This is a genomic window from Paraburkholderia sp. C35 (assembly GCF_003121405.1).
Classification (GTDB): domain Bacteria; phylum Pseudomonadota; class Gammaproteobacteria; order Burkholderiales; family Burkholderiaceae; genus Paraburkholderia.
In genome coordinates, this window is sequence record NZ_QBUY01000061.1 from 21174 (window position 1) to 38669 (window position 17496).

Below are 17496 nucleotides of genomic sequence, written 5' to 3' on the forward strand. Positions count from 1 at the left end.
TCCTGAATACTGACGATGAACAAGGTCCAACGCCCGCATGCCGCGGGTCGTGTCCACACGCGCGCGCCTTCGATGCGCCGCGCAGATCACTCTTTCCCCGCGCGAGCCATCTTCCTCGCTATTTCGGCGCTGCTGGCCAGTGTGCCGGCCGCCCACGCTGCAAGCTCGACAGGGACAGCAGACTCAGCCTCCGCGTCAACGGGCAGCAATGCGGATGCAGCCGCGAGCACGGCGCTGCCGAGCGTGACCGTGTCCGCCAGCAAGGGCTCGACACTCGACGACATGGACCTGAGCACGACGTCGCTGTCGCGCAAGCAGGTCGAACAGGCGCCGGAAACGACTGTCGACCAGATCGTCAACAAGATTCCCGGCGTCTACACGCCGATGGTCTCCACGTTCGCCTTGCATCCCACGTCGTCGATTGTGAGCATTCGCGGCTTCGGCAACGCGTTCGGCACGAAGACGCTGGTGCTCGTCGACGGCGTGCCGATCAACGACGGCTATTTCCGCACGGTGGACTGGTCGCTGGTGCCCAAGGGCAGGGTGGATCAGATCGAAGTGATCCGCGGCGGCGGCGCGACGAGCCTGTGGGGCAACCTCGCGATGGGCGGTGTGATCGATATCATCACGAAAGAGCCGCAGCCTGGCGAAAAGACGCTGGATGTGTCGTACGGCAGCTTCAACACCCGCACGGCCGATGCCGCCATCACGCTCGTGTCGACGCCGGTGCTGAAGGTGGGGCTCACGGCCAGCACGTACCACACGGACGGTTACAACCTCACGCCCGAGCAATACCGCAATGCGTCGAACGTGGCCACTTCCGGCTTCGCCAATAACGTTGCGCTGTCGTTCTATCTGACGCCCGATGCGGCCTCCAAGTACTACCTCGAGATCTACGACCACGACAAGCACGAAGACGGCCTCGTCTACGCCAACGCGAAGAACACGTGGGAGCGTTACGGTCTGCGCGCAGGCGCGACGCGCAAGCTCGACGACGGCAGCAGCCTGAACGCATACATGTGGCTCGATCGCACGAACTTTTCCACGCAGAACGCAACGCAAACGGGCGGCTATTCGCTGTCGACGCCGACCCTCGGCTATTCGTACGTGTCGCAGATCGAGTATTCGCCGTACAAGACGGGCGGCGGATCGGTCTACTGGCAAAAGGATATCGGGCCCATCCACGATCTGAAGGTCGGTATCGACTACCGCTACCTGGGCGTGGACGATCAGAACAACCTGTACAACGTTGCGGGCACCAACACGTCGAGCTTCACCGCGCACGGCCAGCACCAGTTCTTCGGCCTGTTCTCGCAGGGCACCTACAGGGCGAGCTCGATTCCGCTCGACGTGACGCTCGGTCTGCGCGGCGATTACTGGCGCGCCAGCAATGCGTCGATCGTGGGGCAATCGCTGGCGGGCAGCCTGAACCAGCAGCTTGGCAACGCGGACAAACTGACCTTCAACCCACGGCTGGGCGCGAAATACTACTTCGACAACGGCCTCGATCTGCGCGCCGCCGTGTACAAGGATTTCTCCGCGCCGGGAATGAATCAGATGTATCGCTCGTATGTCTCTGGTGGGACGTACAACGCGACCAATCCGAATCTGGTGCCCGAAACCAATGTGGGCGAAGAAATCGGCTGGGATCTGAAGCGTGACACGTACAACGTGTCATTCACCGCGTTTCACAATCGCGTCAGCAACTACATCGACTATCCGACCCTCTGTTCGACGGCCGCGAGTTGTGCGGGCTTTGTGGCTGGCACGGGCCTGAGCAGCATTACGTCGGTGCGGCAATACCAGAACGTTGGCAAGGCAACCATCATGGGCGCGGAGCTGTTCGGCGATGTCAAGGTGTTGCCTACGCTGACGCTCAAGAGCGGTCTGACCTACACGGAAGCGTATCTGACGGAATCGAATTCGCCTGCTACGTCGCCGACGCATAACCAGATCGGTCAGATTCCGCACTGGGTCTGGACGGGCGGCGCGAGCTGGCAGGCGTTGCCGGCACTCACGCTGACCGCGCAGGTGAAAGCGTGGACGGGCTACTGGTACAACACCGCGCACACGGTCAGGAACGGCGGCGCGGCCGTGATCGATCTCGGCGCGTCGTACCACGTGAACAAGACCGTCGAGCTGTATGGGCTGATCGAGAACCTGGGCGGAAATCTGTACTACGACACCGGCGCGCAGGGCGCAACCACGCCGCCGCAACTGGGGCAGCCGTTCAGCATTTTTGGAGGCATCAGAGTCACGCTCTGATTGCGCAGATGTCATATCCTGAAGCGTGGCATGTGGCGCTTCAGGCCTGATGGATTCGAGGAGGATGTTCATGTCCACAACGCTCAGACAGGCTGCATCGGCGGCACGCCAGACCGGCAACGGTTACCGCACGCTATGGCGGTGGCATTTTTACGCCGGACTGTTCGTGATGCCATTTCTTGTGGTCCTTGCGATCACGGGCACGATTTACTGCTTCCAGCCGCAGATCGAGCCTTTGTTGTATCCGCATCGGTTGATCGTGCAGCCTGAGGCGCGCGCCCGGTTAAGCCAGGAAGCGCTGCTTGCTCGCGCGGTGACTGCGATGCCGAAGGGTGCCGTCGCGAGCAGCGTGCGCGTGCCGTCGGAGCCGAACCGCAGTGCCGAGTTCGTGTTCCGTCTGCCGCAGGGCGGCAGCGAGAGTGTCTACGTCAACCCATACAGCGGCGAGGTGCTGGGCACGTTGAGTATCGAGAACCGGTTGATGCAGGTGTCGCGGATGCTGCATCGCAAGCTGCTGCTCGGCAAGCCGGGTGAACTGCTGATGGAACTGGTGGCCTGCTGGACGCTGGTGATGATCGGAACAGGCGTTGCGCTATGGTGGCCGCAGGCGGGCACACGGGTGCGCGAAGCGCTGTTGCCCAAGCTCTCGCTTCAGGGACGTCCCTTCTGGAAGAGCCTGCATGCCGCGCTGGGCATCTGGCTGGCAATCGGCGCTGTCGCGTTCGTGTTGACGGGCTTGCCGTGGACAGGGTCGTGGGGCCAGTATTTCAAGTCGCTCGCGACCAGCGCCAACCTCGGTTCGCCGCCGGGCTCATGGGGTGGCCTGCCGCTGCGCTCCAGCGTGCCGGGCGGTGTGCAACCGGCTGCACAGCCTGCGGCCGATGCCGGGGCGCATCACATGGACGAGATGGAATCGATGCCCGGCATGAAGATGGACGATATGCCGCTCGCCACCGTGCCTTGGGCCGTTGGCGCGGTGCAGGTGCCGCATTCGCCTGCGGACACGACGGGTGCGAGACTGCCGCTTGCCAGCGTGATCGACATGCTGCGCCGTGACGGCATCGACGGCGGCTACGAGATCGCTTTGCCGACCAAACCGGACGGTGTCTATACGGTGTCGTATTTCCCCGCGGATCCCAAAGCAGAGCGAACGATCTATATCGATCAGTACAACGGCGCCGTGCTGAAGGACATTCGCTACGAGGACTACGGTGCCGTGTCGAAGGCCGTATCGTACGGCACGGCGTTGCACATGGGCCGGTACTTCGGTCTGGCCAATCAGATCGTGTGCGCGGCTATTTCGCTTGGACTCGCCGCCATGGCCGTGACGGGTTGCGTAATGTGGTGGAAGCGCCGGCCGTCGGGTTCGCTCGGCGTGCCGGGCCGCGAACGCGCAGCGCCGCCGATGCGCGGCTGGAAGACAGGCCTGGTCCTGCTCGGTCTGGTGTTTCCGTTGATGGGCGCAACGCTGGTCGCTGTCTGGCTTGCCGATCGCGTGATATTCGGACCGTCTGCACGGCGTCTGGCATCGTGAACGACGGTAGCGCGATGTTGTATTGCAAGTTGCGCGGCCGATGAACCGGCTGCGCCGTTTGCGAACGCATCATTCCGTAGGGCGCTGGCTATTGCACGCGCTCCTGCTGCTGTTTGCCGTGCGCCTGCTGGTTCCAGGCGGCGTCATGCTCGACGACGCTACGTCGGACGGTGACTTCGGTCTGGTTCTGTGCACGGGGCATGGACCGCTGGTGATATCGACAGTAGTCGATCAACCTGAGCTTGCGGTTACCCGTCAATCGCTCGATCCGCATCCGCACGCCGCATCGCCTGCTTTCGACGGCCATTCCGCATTTCAGTTAGCCGATGCGCCGCATCATCAAGGCACGGGTTCCGCCTCCGGTGATCTCTGTCCGTTTGCCGGCGCGCTGACGATTGCGCTCATCGCCATTGCAGCGCTGATCGTCGCGCATCGGGTCGATCTTCGTGAACGCGGTCCGTCCGCTGCGCGCACCCGTATCTTTTCGCGGCCACGCGCCGCTGCGCACACGCCTCGCGCGCCGCCGGCGTTGGCCTGATCCAAGGGCAACGCTTCGCGTCTGCCTTCCACGCATCGAATCTGCCAGTTGTCCGTACTATCGTCTTGCGACCGACGAGGGGATGCTTCGTCCGTCGCTCGCGATACGAACCGCAATCCGGACAGCCCGCCGATCACTACAAAAATGAATGAGCCGGAATAGAACAATGACTTTCAGGGTGACGATTTTCGCTGCCGCTGCGCTGGCGACGTTTGCAGTACCGCTGCATGCTCAAGAGAACAACACGGATACACAGGGCGCTACGCTCAAGCCGATTCAGGTCAATGCGCCAAAGCAGAACGAGCTGACCAGACCGCTCGATACGGGCAGCCATCTTGGACTCTCGGAGCTGGAGACGCCCGCGAGCGTCGAACAGATCGATCGCGCGACGCTCGACGAGCGCGGCGACAGTTCGATCGTCGATGCCGTCAGTCGCGCGGCAGGCATGAGCGAGTCGCCGCACCCGGGCAATGGCGGCTCAGAACTCGGCGCACGCGGTTTTGTCGGCAGTTCGTCGGTGACGCAGTTGTACGACGGACTGCGGCCTTATGGCGCGATCGGCGTGACGTATCCGTTCGATACGTGGTCGATCGATCATATCGACGTATTGCGCGGCCCTTCCTCGGTGATCTATGGCGAAGGCGCGATTGGTGGCGTCGTGAACGTGGTGCCCAAAAAGCCCACCCGCACGCCGATCGAGAATGAACTGCAGGTCGGTGTCGGCACGGAGCGCACTGCCCGTGTGGCTTTCGGCAGCGGCGGCGCGATCAATGACAAGCTCTCGTATCGCTTCGACGTCAGCGGCAATCGCTCGGACAACTGGGTGGACCGCGGCGATTCGCGTGATCTGTCCGTGTCGGGCGCGCTGCGTTACGACATCACGTCGGACCTGTATGTAACGGCGTCGTATGCGCAGGGCTACCAGCATCCTATGCAGTATTTCGGCATTCCGTTGATCAACGGTTCGCTCGACCGCTCGCTGTACTCGAAAAACTACAACGTCGGCGACAGCCTGATTTCCTATCGCGACAGTTGGGCGACGGTATCGGCCAACTGGCAGCCAAGCGATAACCTGAACGTGACGAGCACGCTCTACCGGATGAAGAGCAACCGGCACTGGAAAGACGCCGAGTACTACACGTACATTCCCTCATCGGGGCTGATCGAGAGAAGCAGCTATACGGAGATCTTCCACGATCAGGAGCAGTACGGAAACGTCACCACAGCCACATTGAACAGTGTGCTGCTCGGCATGACGAACACGTTTTCAACCGGCTTCGAACTGAATCACACTACATTCCAGCACGACAACAACTCGCCATACTCCGGAACCTCATACGTCGATCCGTACAACTTCGATCCCGGCAACTTCATCAATGTCGCCGGCACGTATCCGAAGTACCGGACGCAGTCGAACCAGTACGCGCTGTTCGCCGAAGACCGTCTGGCCATCACGTCGCGCTGGTCGGTGGTCGGCGGGGTGCGCTATGACCATGCGAGCGTGAACCGCCAGGACCTCGTCAACGGCGGTGCTTTCACGAAGGTGTTTCCGTATACGGGCTGGCGGATCGGCACCGTCTACAACATACAGCCGGATCTCGCGGTGTATGGCCAGTACTCGGTCGCGGCTGACCCGATCAGTTCTTTGCTGATGCTGAATGCGACCAAGGCACAGTACACGCTCGCAACGGGCAAACAGATCGAGATCGGCGTCAAGCAGTCGTTCCTGAACGGCAAGGCCGACTGGACGCTTGCGGCCTATCGCATCGTGAAGAAAAACCTCGTCACGGCAGACCCGCTCAATCCGAACCAGTCGATTCAGGTCGGCCAGCAATCGTCGCGAGGCATCGAGGCAACCGTCGGCGCGGAGATCGCAAAAGATTGGCGCGTCGATGCGAACGTGGCGGGTCTGCGCGCGAAGTACGACGACTTCAACGAGACCTCGGGCGGCACGACGGTATCGCGTGCGGGCAATGTGCCCGTGTCGGTGCCGCAGCGCCTCGCCAACCTGTGGGTCAGCTACCACTTCGCGCAGGACTGGACGGGTATTGCCGGACTGAAGTACGTGGGGAAACGCTATGCGGATACGGCCAATACGCTGGTGATGCCGTCTTACACGACGGTCGATCTGGGTCTCGCCTGGAAGCCCCGCAAAGACACGACGGTCACGGCGCGCGCCTACAACGTGTTCAATCGTCACTATGTGCAATCGGCGTATTACGACGAGACGCAGTATCTGCTCGGCAATGACCGGCGGCTCGAACTGCTCGTGAACTACCGTTTCTGACGGGAGAACGGCGCGCTGCATCTGCTTGTCCGACACTGGGAGATTCAATGGACCGACGCACCTTTATCAAGGCGAGTACTGTGCTCACTGCGAGCCAGTCGATATCAGCGACCGCACAGCAGCATGATGACGCGGCAGCCGCACACATGCGGATGATGAACACGCTGCCGCCAGATGCACCAAAGATCGCGATGCTGATCTATCCGCAGATGGTCGCGATGGATCTCGTCGGTCCATTGACGATCTTCAACGTGGCGCGTTTCGATACGCGCCTTGTCTGGAAATCGACCTCACCCGTCATGACGGTCGAAGGTCTGCCTTTCGCGGCACGCCACAGCTTCGACGACTGTCCATCGGACATCGACGTGCTGTTCGTGCCAGGCGGCACCATGGGTACGATCGAATGCATGAATGATCCCGTGGTGCTGCGCTTTCTCGCGGAACGTGGCGCAAAGGCGAAGTGGGTCACGAGTGTTTGTACGGGCGGACTGGTGCTGGGCGCAGCGGGATTGCTGGTCGGCTACGACGCAACCGCGCACTGGGCCGTGGCTGACTTGCTGCCATTGATGGGCGCGCGTCATGTCGATCAGCGCGTGGTGCGTGACCGCAACCGGATGACGGGAGGCGGCGTGACAGCGGGCATCGATTTCGCGCTCGCACTCGTGGCCGACATGCGTGCCGGAGAAGCGGCGCGGCGGGCCGCGCTGACGGTCGAATATGCGCCGGCACCGCCTGTTCAAAGCGGCACGCCGCAACAGGCCGGTCCGGCACGAACGGCGGCGATGCGTCAAAGCCGCGCGTGGATGGATGAGCAGGCGCGGCGGGCGGCAGAGCAGGCCGGCAGACGGCTGGGGACTGCCTGACGCAGCGCGCCGGTTATATGCAGGTGTCGCTGTATCGCGATACAGCGACACCGCAGACATAAAAGGCCGTCGTTTATCTGGACGTCGCGCCTGCCGGCTTGATCGCACATTGCGCTGTCAGCTTTTCGCCGTCGCTGAACGAAAACGTGAGGGGCAGCGTCGAGCCGATCTTGAGCGGCGCTTTACGCTGTTCGAGCATGACGTGATAGCCGCCCGGCGCGAAGGCGAGTTTGCCGTGGGCGGGAACGGTCGCCTTGTCGACCATCACCATTTTCGACGTGCTTCCGCTCGACTGCGTCTGATGAAGCATGGCCATGCCGAACGCGTCGGTGTCGACCGACGTCAGATCGATCGCCTTGTCGCTCATATTCATAGCCGTGAAATAGGCGCCGGACGGCACATCGCCGGGCATCGAGCGGACCCAGCAGTCGGACACCATCACAGACGGCGAAGACGCGGCGTGTGCGTTGAGCATGGGTGCGCAAAGGGCGAACAGGGCGAGAATCGGAAGAGTGCGTTTCATGACAGGTACGTAAAGGTAGAGTGATGAGAAAAGTATCGTGGGCATGGTTTGCGGGCGATCGCGTCACCAACTGCACTGATGACGCGCACAGGGCATCCCGGCTGCGAACCGCGCCGACCTGGGTGCGTATCGGGCACGCGCTGATGAGCGATGCCGGATGCAAAGAATCTGAAAAGGCGGCGATGCTCGCAGCCAGAAGACCGCGTCAGACGGGCGGCGCGCGCGGGCTGCCGAAGCGGAATTCGAGAAGGGGTACGAAGTGAACAGCCAATGCCACCGTCGAAACAACGACAGGCGCCGCCAAGGCCACCGAGGTTCCCGTTGGCGACGAGATGGGCGGATGGTGGATTAGCAGATCACAATAAGGACATGCCGCGAAGTGATCATGCTGGACGGGATGGCTGTTTGGTACAGGGCGCGATGCCGTGCAAAGCACGCTTTGCAAATCCTGGCCCGGCCTGGCCGCAGCGACGAACTGTCCAACCACAGGCGCGAGCACAGCCAGGCACATGGCAATGATGCCAAGCCACGCGGTCAGCCATGTGCGGTGTTGAATGGACATGTTTGAGGACTCTATCTGCATGCGCAGTCTATCATCGCGTCTGCATGCAGGCTACGCCGTCAGGTCTCGGGCATCGCGCAGGATCTCGAACCAACCGTTCGCATATCGTAATAGGGTGACGCGCTTCGGCATGGCGCGCGTCGATCGGCTTCAGACAGCCGCTGACGGCGAAGGCGCGCGGTATTGCTTATTTGCCGCCAGTTACGTCAAGGAACGTGCCCGTGATGAAAGAAGCCTGGTCGCTTGCCAGCCACAAGATTGCGCGTGCAACTTCTTCGGGCTGTCCGCCTCGTCCCATGGGGATCGAATCTTTCACGCGATCCACCCGTGCTGGCTCGCCGCCGCTGGCGTGCATCTCGGTGTAGATGTGTCCTGGCCGGACGCAATTGACGCGTATGCCATCCCGCGCCACCTCTTTTGCGAAACCGGTTGTGAACGTTTCGACGGCACCTTTGGACGCTGCGTAATCGACGTATTCGTTTGGACTGCCGAGACGGGCCGATGCCGATGAGATATTGATCACCGAGCCGCCACGTCCGTGATGACGCAAGGACATCCGCCTGGCCGCTTGCTGCGCGCACAGAATCGGGCCAATCGCGTTGACGGCGAAGATACGTTGCATCCGCTCGAAGTCGAGATCCTCCAGCCGGGACTGCCGCGCAATGATCGCAGCGTTGTTCACGAGCACATCGATCCGGCCGAACTCGCGGTCGATCGCGGCGAAGAGGCGAGCGACCTGGGCGGGATCGGCGCTATCCGCGCGCATGGGCAAAGCCCGGCGCCCCGCCGCTTCCACGTCGGCCGCCACCGCCAGCGCGGCCGCTTCGTTGGAGATGAAGCTGATCGCGACGTCGTAGCCTTTTGCGGCAGCAAGACGCGCAGTCGCTGCGCCTACACCGCGGCTGCCACCCGTTATCAGTATGAGCGGTGTCTGAGAGAGGTTATCCATTGCGTGAACCTTCATGTGATGGTGAACATGGTTTATGTCGTTGCGCTACGAGGCATATCAAAGCCCCAGACACACCGCTCCCGCCGCGACGACGAAGCAGGCGAGCCAGCGCGTCGCCCTGACCGTTTCGCGCAGGAACATACGGCCGATGAGCACTGCGAACACCACACTGGTCTCGCGCAACGCCGATACGGTACCCATCGCACCTGACTGCAAAGCCCAGATCACGATGCCATACGCTGCAATCGACACCAGCCCGCCCCCGAGCGATGCGCCGACCGAGAGCGGCGCGGCACGCAAAGGCGTCCAGAGCGGCGAGAATCCGCGCAGCGCGACGAACAGGATGGGCATGAGCCAATAGAACAGGAACATCCATGCGGTGTACGCGAATGGCTGACCGCCGGACAATCTCACGCCGATGCCGTCGATCACGGTGTAGAGCGCAATCGTCACCCCCGTCGTCAGCGCGGCCAGCGCGCCCGCTCGCGACACGTGACGCCCCTGCAACGCAATCGCGATGATGCCGCCCGAGATCATCGCGATGCCGAGAAAGTGCAGTCTGCCGATCGCCTCATGCGCAAACAGCGCCGCGCCGAGTGTGACGAGCAGCGGCGACGAGCCGCGCGCGATCGGATACGCCATCGCCAGGTCGTTGCGTCGATACGAGCGCACGAGGCTGACGTTGTACACGACATGCACGAGACCCGAAGCAACGATATAAGGCCAGGAGGCGCGCGCCGGCCACGGATTGAACGCGACGACGAGCGTGGCCACTGCCGCGATGGCGATACTCATCCACGTCATGGACAGGAAGCGGTCGCGGTTGCCGTGCAACATCGCGTTCCAGCTGGCGTGGAGCAGCGCGGCGAACAGCACGACACCGCCGGTGTAACTGAGCATGCGGGTTCCAGGTCGAATCGGGAGCGGCAAGCAGGAAGGATATCTATCTTGAAGGCAGGGAACAAACGAGATAAATTGCCGGATCGTGTTAGAAAAACTCTTTCGAATGAAACGGGTACTGCCTCCGCTCAATGCCCTGCGGGCCTTCGAAGCCGCGGGCCGTCTCGGCAGCTTCAAGGAAGCCGCCGCAGAACTGCACGTGACGCACGGCGCGGTGAGCCAGCAGGTACGTCTGCTTGAAGAATGGCTCGGCGCATCGCTGTTTGAACGGCACAACCGCCGTGTCGTGCTGACATCGGCGGCGAAGGCGTATCTGGAGCAAATCGGCCCTGTGCTTGATCGGCTCTCGCAGGCGACCGCGCGCTATGGCTATGGTGTGTCCGGCCCGGTTTCACGGGTTCTGTCGGTGAACGCACCCGCCACCTTCACGTTGCGCTGGCTGGTTCCGAGGCTGACGAAACTGCGCGCCAGCCATCCGGATGTGAACATCAACGTGGAGACGTCCAACGCGCCGCTGGAAAGTCTGAAAGACGAATATGACGTCATCATCCGGGGTGGGCCGGACACGTTCTACGGCTACTCGATGCAGCCGTTCCTCTCCGAAGAGCGGCTGCCTGTATGCAGTCCGGCGCTGTTGCGACGGGTGCCGCTCCAAACGCCCGCCGACCTCCGGAAACATACTTTGCTGCACACGGCGAGCCTGCCCCGCCTCTGGCCCGACTGGCTGGCGAGCGCAAGAATTCCCTCGCTGAAGCCGGCATCCGCCATCACGTTCGACCACTTCTATCTGAGCTTGCAGGCAGCTATCGACGGAGTCGGCATCGCCATGGGGCCGACTGCGCTGGTATCCGGGGATCTCGCTGCCGGACGGCTCGTCACCCCGTTTGCCGGCCCCCGTCTGCCGTCGCGCCGCTATTGCACCTATGTTGCGCAGGAGAAGGCTGACGATGAGCTGGTCGCGCTATTCCGTGCATGGCTCGAACGCGAGGGTGCGCGTGGACCAGACTCTCCGGTGCGCGCTCCGTCCCGCCGACGGAAATCGTGAATGAAGGCGCCGGCGTAAACGTCTTCGCCACCGGCGAGCCTCGCCTGTCCCTGCGGGGCCGGCGCTTCAGCCTCTTTGGTTCGGCAAGTGCAAAGATGCAAGCGTGACGGTGCGAACGCAATTACTGCGGAAGCAGCGCGTCGTGTAGGATTGTTGAGCACTATCCATGACTGACTCCGTTCCTGATCATGTGCTGCGAGCGGTCGGGCAGATGGTTCGGCTGAAAAAGCGACTACTCAGATGAGTTCAACGCAGGCACACACGTCCAGACGGACTTTACTGCTGGAGATGGGACGCACACACATGAAGGCGCACCACGTGCGCGCGACTCACGCGCGCACGTTGGTGTTTTCGGTTCTTTACGAGTGCGGCCGCGCGCTCGTCGTAGAAGAAGTGTTTGGTCAACTGGTGCTGCTTGGAGAAGGCATCGGCAGGACGACGGTTTATCGAACGCTCGTCGAATTCGAGAAAGCGGGCATCGTCCGCGCCAGATGGGTCTACGGCAGGAGCGGACGGCGCATGGCGTACTATCTGTGCGTTTGATGCGAACCTCCCGTCTCTTCCTGGGCGCTACGTTTCGCGCCGCACCGGCACATTGTTCACGCCCGTGATCGGCGCGGCAGCCGCTTCATCCCGCAGGAAATCAATCAACGGCTCGACCAGGCGATGCTGACTGGACGGATTACGGCGCAACACGAAACGCCATGACGCCAGCTTCGCCCCACCATGCAGGACGGGAACCAGCCGGCCACTGCGCAACTCCGGCTCGATCAGCGGCACACGGCCGAGTGCGACACCCGCACCGCCCAGTGCGGCCCCGATCACCTGACTGAAGCTGCTATAACGGACGATTTTCGATTCGAAGTCGCCGGGAAAACGGAACTCACGTGTCCAGTTTCGCCAGTCGATCTCGGGGCTGTCTTCATGTGTCTCCTGAAGCAGCCGGCAGCGGCACACTGCCTTCGAGGCCAGCGGATACAGTTCCGGGCTGCATACAGGGAACACCGTCTCCTTCAGCAGCATTTCGTCGCCGGGCTGCAGGTTTCTTTCATGCACGTGCACGATGGCCAGGTCGATGCCGCTGCGCGCGAAGTCGGGCTTGCCGTCGAGCACCACGGCGTGCAGCGGCGAATCCGGATACTGAGAAGAGAACTGCGCAAGGCGCCGCGCGAGCCACATCGAAGAAAATGGCGTGTTGGCCGAGACCGTCAGTTGGCGAATCACGCCACGGATGTCGTCGCAAGCCTCGCTGAGCATCGACAGCGCATGGCTGGTGGCGGGCAGCAGCTTCGCCCCGGCGGGCGTAAGACGAATTCCGCCGATACCCGTGGCGCGTTCGAGAAGGCGCGCGCCGAGCGTCTCTTCGAGCGCACGGATCTGATGGCTGACGGCACTCGTCGAAACATTCAGCTCGGCTGCGGCGCGCGCGAATCCACCCAGACGGACGGCTGCCTCGAAGGCGCGCAAGGCACTGAGGGGCGGAAGGTGCGGCATCGCTGGCAAAAATCATGATGGGAAGGGGTATTGTAGTTTGCTCAACACCCCTTGAAAAAACATCTTTTGCCCGACCTGCGCGCCGCGCGTAAGGTCGGGCTTTTGCTGGCAACAACAGACAGGCGGAGGGGAGCATGTATTTCGATGCGCGGCTATGGGCCATGATGGCGGGCTTGCGTTGGCGGCTGGCGGCAGGTATCGGGCTTGGCCTGCTGGCCATGGCCGTGGGCATCCTCCGGTTCGTGTTTCTCGGCCGCGTGCTGGCACTGGTGTTCGCGGGCGCGCCGCTGCAAAGCCTCGCCGCCGCTGTCGCCGCAACAGCAATCTGCGTGCTATTGCGCGCCTGGCTCGAGCACTGCCGTGCCTTGCTCGCGCAACGAATGGCGGGGCACTTGCAAGCGACGCTGCGCGAGCGGCTCTTCGACCAGATTACGTCGCTCGGACCGGCATGGTTCAGCACCGAGCGCACCGAGCGCACCGGGGGCGTGATGCTTGCGGTGATCGACGGTGTCGAGCAGTTGCAGACTTTTTTCGGCGCGTATCTGCCGCAACTCGCAATTGCCGCGTGTGCGCCCGTCATGATCTTCGCGGTGCTCGCCTGGTGGGACGTGCCGACAGCCTCCGTGCTGCTGGTCGCTGCCCTCATCACGCTCGCGCTGCCTCAGTTGATCCACCGCGCCGACAAGCGCGCGGCGCTGGCGCGTTCCGGCGCGTTCAAGGCGTTCGGCGAAGAGTTTCTCGACGCCGTGCAAGGCCTGCCGACATTGAAGGCGTTCGGACAGAGCCAGGCATTCGGCGAGAAGCTGGCGCGCAAGGCGCGCGCGCTGTCCGACAGCACCTTCTGGGTGCTCGCACTGGGTCTGCTGACGCGCCTGTTCACCGATCTCGGCATCGGGCTCGGCGTGGCTGCGGCAATTGCGCTCGGCGCGTGGCGCGTGCGGCACGGCGAGATGAGCCTCGAAGCGCTGCTGATCGTGCTGATGGCAGGCAGTGAGATATTCCGGCCGCTGCGCGATCTGCGCGGCGTGCTGCACCAGGGGATGATCGGTCAGTCGGCGGCCAATTCGATCCACGCCTTGCTCGATGCAACGCATCCTCAGCGCCATGCCAACGGCGCACCACACATCGCTGGCTTGCAGTCCGACATTGCGTTCGATGGCGTGAGCTTCGCTTATCCCGGACGCCAGGCACACGCGCATACGGGTTTGACCTTTACGATTGGTCAAGGCGAGAAAGTGGCCGTCGTCGGCCCGAGCGGCGCGGGTAAGTCGACCATCGTGCGGTTGCTGTTGCGGCAGCACGATGCGCAACATGGTGTGGTCCGTATCGGCGGCCACGACGTGCGTTCGCTGGACGCGCAACAGGTGCTGTCGATGATTGCCGTCGTCGCGCAGGACGCGACGCTCTTCAGCGGCAGCGTCGCGGACAATCTGCGTCTGGGCCGACCCGACGCCACCGAAGCACAGATGATCGAGGCGGCCCGCGCGGCCAACGCGCACGACTTCATCGCGGCGCTGCCCGACGGTTACGCGACGCGCATCGGCGAGCGTGGCATGACGCTTTCGGGCGGCCAGCGTCAGCGCATCGCCATTGCGCGTGCGTTGCTGCGCGACGCGCCGATTCTCCTGCTCGACGAAGCGCTCTCGTCAGTCGATGCGGAAAACGAAGCACTCATCCAGCAGGCGCTCGACCATCTCACGCGTGGCCGCACCACGCTGATCCTTGCGCACCGTCTGTCGAGCGTGATCGGCGCTGACCGCATTCTCGTGCTCGAAGACGGCCGCATTGCCGACGAAGGCACGCACGCTTCGCTGATGACGCGCGACGGTCCCTACAAGCGCCTGATGGGACCGCAAATCGAAGCGGCCGGCGAAGACGTGGCCGTCGTGGCGACGGCCGCGCAGCCAGCCGGACAGGCTGCGTCCCGTCCCACCGTGCGAGCGCTGAACGATGATGCCGCAACGATCGGCTGGCCCGAGACACTGCGCACGCTGCTGCGCTTCGTCAAACCGTGGAAGAACAAGGTCACGTTGACCGTGCTGTGCGGTATCGGGCGGGTGCTGGGCTTTATCGGCGTGGGCGTGGTGGGCGCGCTGGTCGTGGCGGCCGTGTCGATGCAAGCGCCGCTCACCGCGTTACTGGTCGCGCTGGCCATCCTCGCGCCGCTTGCCGCCGTGCTTCACTGGCTCGAATCCTGGCTTGCGCACGACATGGCGTACCGGCTGCTCGCCGAAATGCGCATCGCGCTGTATGCGACGCTGGATCGACTCGCACCCGCCGGGTTGCTGCGGCGCCGCTCGGGCGACCTGGTCGCGCTGGCGACGCAGGACGTCGAAACCGTCGAGTATTTTTATGCACACACACTCGCGCCGGCGTTCGTTGCGGTGTTGATTCCTGTCGGCGTGCTGGTGCTGCTCGCAGCCTTTGCCTGGCCGCTAGCCGTCGTGCTGCTGCCGTTCCTGCTATGGGCGGGGCTCGCGCCTGTGCTGGCACGCCGTGGCATCGACCGGCTCGGCACCGACGCGCGAGAATCGCTCGGCCAGTTGGGTGCGCATTTGACGGAAACGATTCAGGGTCTCGCGGAACTGACCGCGTTTCAGGCCGTAGCGCGCCGTCGCGCTGCGTTCGTAGCCGATGCCGTCGCCTATCGCCAGAAGCGTGCGGAGTTGCTCGAGGATCTGTCGTTGCAGAGCGCAGCCCTCGAGGTCGCGAGCGGACTCGGCGGCCTTGCGGTCGCGGCGCTGGGCGGCTGGCTGTGCATGCGCGGCTGGTTCGCGCACGAGACCTTGCCGCTGCTGGTGCTGGTGGCCGTGGCAGCGTTCATGCCGGTTGGCGAAATCGGCCAGGTGGCCCGGCAACTCGCCGATACGATCGCGTCGACGCGCCGCCTGCGCGCCGTCGAAAAGGAACCCGTGCCTGTCACCGACGGCGATAGCACCATGCCCGCCGATCCGACCGTGCGCTTCGATAACGTCGGCTTTGCTTATCCAGGCCGTTCCGTCGCGGCCATCGACGGCGTCAGTTTCGACGTGCCGCCGGGTAGCACGGTTGCGCTGGTCGGCGCATCGGGTGCGGGCAAGTCGACGGTGGCGAGTCTGCTGCTGCGCTTCTGGGATCCGCAGCAAGGGCGCATCACACTCGGCGGAATGGATCTTCGCGCGTTGCGGCTCGATGAACTGCGGCAGCACATCGCGCTTGTCGCGCAGGACACGTATCTGTTCAACGATACGCTCGAAGCCAATATTCGCCTGGCGAGCGGCGCGGCGACGCAAGCGGAGGTGCGGCGCGCGCTGGAACGTGCCGCGCTGGCTGAATTCGTCGACCGTCTTCCCGAAGGGCTTGCGACGCGCGTGGGCGAACGCGGCGTGCAGCTCTCAGGCGGGCAGCGACAGCGCATTGCGATTGCGCGTGCATTTCTCAAGGACGCGCCGATCCTGATCCTCGATGAAGCCACCTCGCATCTCGATACCATCAGCGAGCAGCAGATTCGCGCAGCGCTGGACCAGTTGATGGTCCGCCGCACGGCGATCGTCATCGCGCATCGCCTGTCGACCATCCGCAATGCAGATGCGATCCTCGTCATGGAGCACGGCAAGGTGATCGAAGCCGGGCGTCACGAGGAACTGCTGGCTCGTCAGGGCGCTTATGCGCGGCTCGTCGGCAGGCAGGCGAGGGCGATCGAGGTGTAGGTAAAAGGGCGAAGAGGCATCAAACCCAGATCGCAACGCAAATCTTCGGCGTGGGCAGCGCGTCAAGCCTTTCGGGGCGGACCATTGTTGCGCATCCCATTCCCAACGAATGGCGGACCCAGGACACGGGATGAAAGCCTACGAGGAACGCGCCGCGCGAGCGATGCTGAACTCGCTGTAAAGAGCCAGATATCACTGGCAGCACAAGATTCAGGTCATAGCAGCGCTCAAAAAAAATCGAAAAGAGTCATGGCGGGCTGATTCCCGCTACTTGAAGACGCGTCGCGCAATATGCCCGTGATGTATTCGGGTGCACCCTGCGCGCCCCCGCAGCACCGGCTCGAACTATGGTGGCAGTGTATGGCGCGCGATGAGTGCGCTGGTGCGCCCGGGGGCCGTCACTTCTGCGTGGCGAGATAGGCGATGATATCGGCGCGGGTCTTTGCGTCGCCAAGCGCGAAAAACATCTTTGTTCCGGGAACGAGATTCTGCGGGCCTTGCAGCCATCGATCGATCATCTCGGGCGTCCAGACGATGCCCGAGTTTTTCAGTGCGATCGAATAGTTGAATCCCGGTACCGTCCCCGCCTTCCGTCCTACGACGCCGCGGTGCGCAGGCCCGACGTCATTGTCGTCGATCGAGTGGCAGGCCATGCAGGCTCCATACGCGGTCTTGCCTGCGACGGGATCGCCGGCCGCTGCCGCGTGCGCGGCGATGCCGAGTGTCGCTGTGGTGAGCGCTATCGTCCAGATACGCCTCAAGTGAAACTTGCCCATGTCCGTCGTTCTCCATCTGTGTGATTCAGACAGGTAGACTGGGCCGGGACGGCGGATATTCCCATAATCGA

At 63.1% G+C, this 17496-nt stretch carries 14 protein-coding genes; 8 read left to right on the forward strand and 6 right to left on the reverse strand.

Translation table 11 applies throughout. The features are described from left to right. The first annotated feature begins 15 nt into the window (after nucleotides 1–15). The 5 genes from DK391_RS28225 (at nucleotide 16) to DK391_RS28245 (ending at nucleotide 7487) form a co-directional block, all read left to right on the forward strand. The gene (locus DK391_RS28225; RefSeq protein WP_109481305.1) at nucleotides 16–2265 is read left to right on the forward strand and encodes a TonB-dependent receptor; all 2250 of its coding nucleotides are present in this window, start codon (nucleotides 16–18) and stop codon (nucleotides 2263–2265) included. A gap of 70 nt (nucleotides 2266–2335) precedes the next feature. After that, nucleotides 2336–3799 carry a PepSY domain-containing protein gene (locus tag DK391_RS28230; RefSeq protein ID WP_109481329.1) on the forward strand — a complete coding sequence of 488 codons (1464 nt, stop codon included), beginning with the start codon at nucleotides 2336–2338 and terminating at the stop codon, nucleotides 3797–3799. 40 nt (nucleotides 3800–3839) lie between these two features. Further along, on the forward strand, nucleotides 3840–4337 hold the full coding sequence (locus tag DK391_RS28235; protein WP_109481306.1) for a hypothetical protein: 498 nt from the start codon (nucleotides 3840–3842) through the stop codon (nucleotides 4335–4337). 166 nt (nucleotides 4338–4503) lie between these two features. Continuing rightward, nucleotides 4504–6624 (forward strand): TonB-dependent receptor, encoded by a 2121-nt coding sequence (locus DK391_RS28240; RefSeq protein ID WP_109481307.1) that lies wholly within the window; start codon nucleotides 4504–4506, stop codon nucleotides 6622–6624. Between the two features lie 47 nt (nucleotides 6625–6671). Beyond that, a complete protein-coding gene (locus tag DK391_RS28245; RefSeq protein WP_109481308.1) occupies nucleotides 6672–7487 on the forward strand; it encodes a DJ-1/PfpI family protein in 816 nt (271 codons plus the stop codon). A gap of 73 nt (nucleotides 7488–7560) precedes the next feature. Here DK391_RS28245 and DK391_RS28250 read toward each other — a convergent pair whose 3' ends face one another. From DK391_RS28250 to DK391_RS28265, 4 genes are all read right to left on the reverse strand, one after another. Continuing rightward, nucleotides 7561–8010, reverse strand: a complete 450-nt coding sequence (locus DK391_RS28250; RefSeq protein ID WP_109481309.1) for a copper chaperone PCu(A)C — start codon at nucleotides 8008–8010, stop codon at nucleotides 7561–7563. A gap of 205 nt (nucleotides 8011–8215) precedes the next feature. Continuing rightward, a complete protein-coding gene (locus DK391_RS28255) occupies nucleotides 8216–8572 on the reverse strand; it encodes a DUF2946 domain-containing protein (protein ID WP_162600926.1) in 357 nt (118 codons plus the stop codon). A 187-nt stretch (nucleotides 8573–8759) separates the two neighbouring features. Then, nucleotides 8760–9521 carry a glucose 1-dehydrogenase gene (locus DK391_RS28260; protein ID WP_109481311.1) on the reverse strand — a complete coding sequence of 254 codons (762 nt, stop codon included), beginning with the start codon at nucleotides 9519–9521 and terminating at the stop codon, nucleotides 8760–8762. 57 nt (nucleotides 9522–9578) lie between these two features. Continuing rightward, complete coding sequence (locus tag DK391_RS28265) at nucleotides 9579–10421, reverse strand: DMT family transporter (RefSeq protein WP_109481312.1); 843 nt, start codon at nucleotides 10419–10421, stop codon at nucleotides 9579–9581. 106 nt (nucleotides 10422–10527) lie between these two features. Here DK391_RS28265 and gcvA point away from each other — a divergent pair, with 106 nt between their 5' ends. Continuing rightward, nucleotides 10528–11466 (forward strand): transcriptional regulator GcvA, encoded by a 939-nt coding sequence (gcvA, locus tag DK391_RS28270; protein WP_109481313.1) that lies wholly within the window; start codon nucleotides 10528–10530, stop codon nucleotides 11464–11466. A gap of 303 nt (nucleotides 11467–11769) precedes the next feature. Further along, nucleotides 11770–12009, forward strand: coding sequence for a transcriptional repressor (locus tag DK391_RS28275; RefSeq protein ID WP_162600927.1), 240 nt, complete (start codon nucleotides 11770–11772; stop codon nucleotides 12007–12009). Nucleotides 12010–12036: 27 nt separating this feature from the next. Here the strand turns inward: DK391_RS28275 and DK391_RS28280 are convergent, their stop codons facing one another. After that, complete coding sequence (locus DK391_RS28280) at nucleotides 12037–12960, reverse strand: LysR family transcriptional regulator (RefSeq protein ID WP_109481315.1); 924 nt, start codon at nucleotides 12958–12960, stop codon at nucleotides 12037–12039. A gap of 134 nt (nucleotides 12961–13094) precedes the next feature. Between DK391_RS28280 and cydC the strand changes: the two genes are divergently transcribed. Continuing rightward, nucleotides 13095–16649 carry a thiol reductant ABC exporter subunit CydC gene (gene cydC, locus DK391_RS28285; protein WP_109481316.1) on the forward strand — a complete coding sequence of 1185 codons (3555 nt, stop codon included), beginning with the start codon at nucleotides 13095–13097 and terminating at the stop codon, nucleotides 16647–16649. A 398-nt stretch (nucleotides 16650–17047) separates the two neighbouring features. On the opposite strand, the gene DK391_RS28290 is transcribed toward cydC, so the two are convergent. Then, nucleotides 17048–17425 carry a c-type cytochrome gene (locus DK391_RS28290; protein ID WP_109481317.1) on the reverse strand — a complete coding sequence of 126 codons (378 nt, stop codon included), beginning with the start codon at nucleotides 17423–17425 and terminating at the stop codon, nucleotides 17048–17050. Nucleotides 17426–17496: the final 71 nt, after the last annotated feature.